The organism is Nonomuraea sp. NPDC048881 (assembly GCF_040649795.1).
Classification (GTDB): domain Bacteria; phylum Actinomycetota; class Actinomycetes; order Streptosporangiales; family Streptosporangiaceae; genus Nonomuraea.
The window spans coordinates 1-3,267 of record NZ_JBEZGC010000033.1; the positions used below are offsets into that span (position 1 = coordinate 1).

Below are 3,267 nucleotides of genomic sequence, written 5' to 3' on the forward strand. Positions count from 1 at the left end.
GGGGGGGGGGGGGCGGGTGCCGTAGTTCCATGCGCCCGTCATCCCCGGCCGGGGGGGGGGGGGGGGGGGGGGGGGGGGGGGGCGCCCCCCCCCGCCCCCCCCCCACCGCTGGGGGACGGGTCCCGACGCAGGGTCAGGACCGGGGGGTCACCTGGTGACGTAGCAGCTGTTGCCCTCGTTCTCGCAGGTGAAGCTGGAGACCTGGCAGGCGGCCAGGCCGGACTCCTCGCGGGCGGGGAGCATGTCGAGCGCGGTGATGTCGAGTTCCATCGGTTTCTCCTTCTTCTTCGGTGTGGAGCCCGCGGGTGCGGGCCTTGCCACCGGCCCGGCGCCGGGTGAGGACGCCGGCCGGCGGGATCATGGGCGCCGCGGGGAGCGGCGGCGGAGGAAGGCGACCAGGCGGTCGAGCACGAGGTGGCCGTCCGGTCCGGTCAGCGGGTCGTGTCCGGCGCCGGGCACCTCGACGTAGGTGAGCTCGGGCCCGCCGGGACCGGCCCGCGCCAGGCGGTCCCGCAGCCGCCGGGAGTGGCCGACGGGGATGGTCGCGTCCCGCTCGCCGTGGACGACCAGCAGCGGGCCGTGCAGCCGGTCGGCCAGCCGGATCAGGTCGCGCGGCCCGAGGTCGTCGTCGATCTCCGCGCAGCCGCCGAGCCGGTCGAGCATGTTGCGGACCAGCGGCGGCCCGTCGGCGTGGAGCTCCCGCCCGGACAGGAACGGCGCGACGACGGCGGCGCCGGACCACAGGCCCGGTTCCGCGGCGGAGGCGAGCAGGGCGAGGTGGGCGCCGTAGCTCACGCCGTACAACAGGGGCGGATCGGCGCCGGGTCCGCGGGCGGCCGTCAGGGCGCGGCCGAGGTGCAGGACGTCGGCCAGGTCCGGTCCGCCCCAGGCGCCGCGGATCGCGTCGCGGTGGGCGGGCCCGTACCCGGTGCTGCCGCGCTGGTTGGGCGCGACCACGGCGACGCCTTCGTCGGCCAGCCGCTGGAACAGCGGGTCGTGGCCGAGCCGCCAGGCCGACTCGGGGCCCCCGTGCAGGGCCAGCACCACCCGCCCGGCGGCGACGGGGTCGCCGTAGACGACGGCTTCGACGGGTCCGGCCGGGCCGTCGAAGCGGCGCGCGGCGGCGTCCGCCCGGCCGGTCCCGCCGCCGTCCGGCCCGGGGACCGTCACCACGTGCGGCGGCAGGCCGGGAGCGGAACGCACCAGCCGCAGCCCGCCCGCGCTCCAGGCGGCCATCGGCAGGATCGTGCCGGTCGCCGGCCCCGCCTCCCGGAAACCGCCCTCGGCCAGGTCGTACAGCACGGCGCGGCAGCGCACCCCCGCGGTGACCGCCAAGGCCAGCTGCCGGCCGGCCGGGTCGAGGGCGAGCGGGGTGACGGCGCCCTCGACGGCGTTCAGCTCCTCGGGGAAGACGGTGGGCGCGTCCGCGTCGCGCGGGCGGATGCCCAGGCGGTGGCCGTCCGGGGTCTCGCGGGCGGTCAGCAGGACGCCTGCTTCCGGGGCGGCGAGCAGCAGGCGCTCGCGCCGTTCCAGGCCGGGCAGCGGGGCCACGGCGCCGTCGGACAGGTCCAGCACCACCGTGCGCGTCCGGGGGCCGGCCGGCACGGCCACGGCCAGCAGCCTGCCGGACGTGTCGAGCCAGACGCCCCCGGCCAGCGGCCCCGGCACACCGGCCACGAGCTCGGGCGGCTCGGCCCGGCCGGACAGCCGCCACACGGCCGTGCCGCCCGCCGGGGTCGTGCGGAAGGCCAGCGCGGCGGTTCCCGCGCCCCGGCCCGCCACCAGCCTGAGCCCGCCCCCCGTGACGGCGGCCAGGTCGTGCGCCGACCAGCCGGTGCCGTCCCGGTCCGGGACGACGAGGAGCAGCCGGTGCGTCCCCCCGCTTCCGGCGCGGCTCAGCAGGACGGCGCCGTCGTCCGTCGGGACCGCGGTGCTCGCGGCGCTCTCGCCGTCCCAGGAACGCAGGACGCGGGACCGGGGACGCGCGCCGGTCAGGTCCCACAACTCCGGCGCCAGGGGACGGCGGCCCTCGGCGGTCAGGCACACGGCGTACCGCCCCAGGCCGGAGAACCGGAACCCCAGCCGGAGCATCGTCCCGCTCACGACCCCGCCGGTGCGGGTGCCGGTTCCAGTGCCGGTTCCGGTGCCGGGACGTCGGCCGTCCACGGACGCGGGCCGCCGTGACGCAGCCGCAGCAGGAAGTCCAGGACGCCCGCCAGACCGGTGTTCCAGCCGAAGCTCACCGTGTCGCCGTTCTCGTCCGGCACCACCAGCAGCCCGTCCCGCAGCACCGCCCGCGCCTCCAGGCAGGCGGCCAGCTCCGCGGCCTGGGCGCGGTGGTCCTCGTCGCCCAGCAGGCCGGCCATGTCCAGCAGGAACTGCCCGTCACCGGCCAGCCCGTGGCAGGCGGCGGTCCCCGACGACAGCCGGGAGCCGCGGACGGCGACGGCGGCGGCCTTCGCGGCGTCCAGGAAGTCCGGCTCGCCGGTGACGGAGTGGAGCCGGAGGAGGAAGCTGCCGACCCCGGAGGAGCCGCTGCACCAGTGCGTCATCCGGACGCCACCGCCGGGGAACTCCGGCCACCAGGCCGCCGCGCCGGTGCGCTGGGCGGCGGCCAGCAGCGTCCGCCCGGCGAGCAGGGCCGTCTCCAGGTACTCGTCGCCATCCGGGGCGGCGGCGGAGAGCAGGAAGGTCCCGATCCCCGCGACGCCGTGGGCGAAGCCGTAGTGCACGGCGCCGGCCAGCGCCGACGGGAAACGTTCGGGGATGGGCCACAGCACGGTGCCGGGGGTGCGCTCGGCGCTCGCCACCAGGGCGTCCGCGCAGCGCGTCGCCCGCTCCCGGAAGCGCTCGTCGCCGGTGGCCCGCCAGAGGTGCAGCAGGGCCAGGCCGGTGCCGGCCAGGCCGTGGCAGACGTCCGGGTTCGGCCACGACGTCGGCAGGGTCAGCGCGAGGTCGGCGCCCGCCGTGCGCAGCGCGTCGTCGCCGAGGGCGCGGCCGGCCTCGTACAGCCCCCAGGCGATGCCGGCCCGGCCGAAGTGGAGCCCCGGCGACGGCCTGGCCTCACTGCCCAGCCGCCGGAGCGTCCAGGCCGCGCCGTGCCGCAACGCGGCGACGACCTCGCCCCGCCCGACCTCGCCGGTACCCAGGACCTGGGTGCCCAGATCCGCGGTGTCCAGGTTCGGGGTGTCCAGGTTCGGGGTGTCCAGGTTCGGGGTGTCCAGGTTCGGGGTGTCCAGGTTCGGGGTGTCCAGGTTCGGGGTGTCG

Annotated in this window: 3 protein-coding genes; all 3 read right to left on the reverse strand. The window is 78.4% G+C overall.

Annotated elements, in window-relative coordinates:
- Positions 1–147 precede the first annotated feature (147 nt).
- Complete coding sequence (locus AB0C33_RS49085; RefSeq protein WP_189652211.1) at positions 148–270, reverse strand: ALQxL family class IV lanthipeptide; 123 nt, start codon at positions 268–270, stop codon at positions 148–150.
- An 87-nt stretch (positions 271–357) separates the two neighbouring features.
- A complete protein-coding gene (locus tag AB0C33_RS49090) occupies positions 358–2,103 on the reverse strand; it encodes a prolyl oligopeptidase family serine peptidase (protein ID WP_358302083.1) in 1,746 nt (581 codons plus the stop codon).
- Positions 2,100–3,267 (reverse strand): lanthionine synthetase LanC family protein (locus AB0C33_RS49095; protein ID WP_358302086.1); only part of this gene is annotated, 1,168 nt, incomplete at its 5' end. The genes AB0C33_RS49095 and AB0C33_RS49090, both read right to left, overlap by 4 nt.

What these genes read in the sequence shown, in the direction of transcription:
- AB0C33_RS49085 (WP_189652211.1), bottom strand. Translation starts at nt 270, where the DNA reads ATGGAACTCGACATCACCGCGCTCGACATGCTCCCCGCCCGCGAGGAG.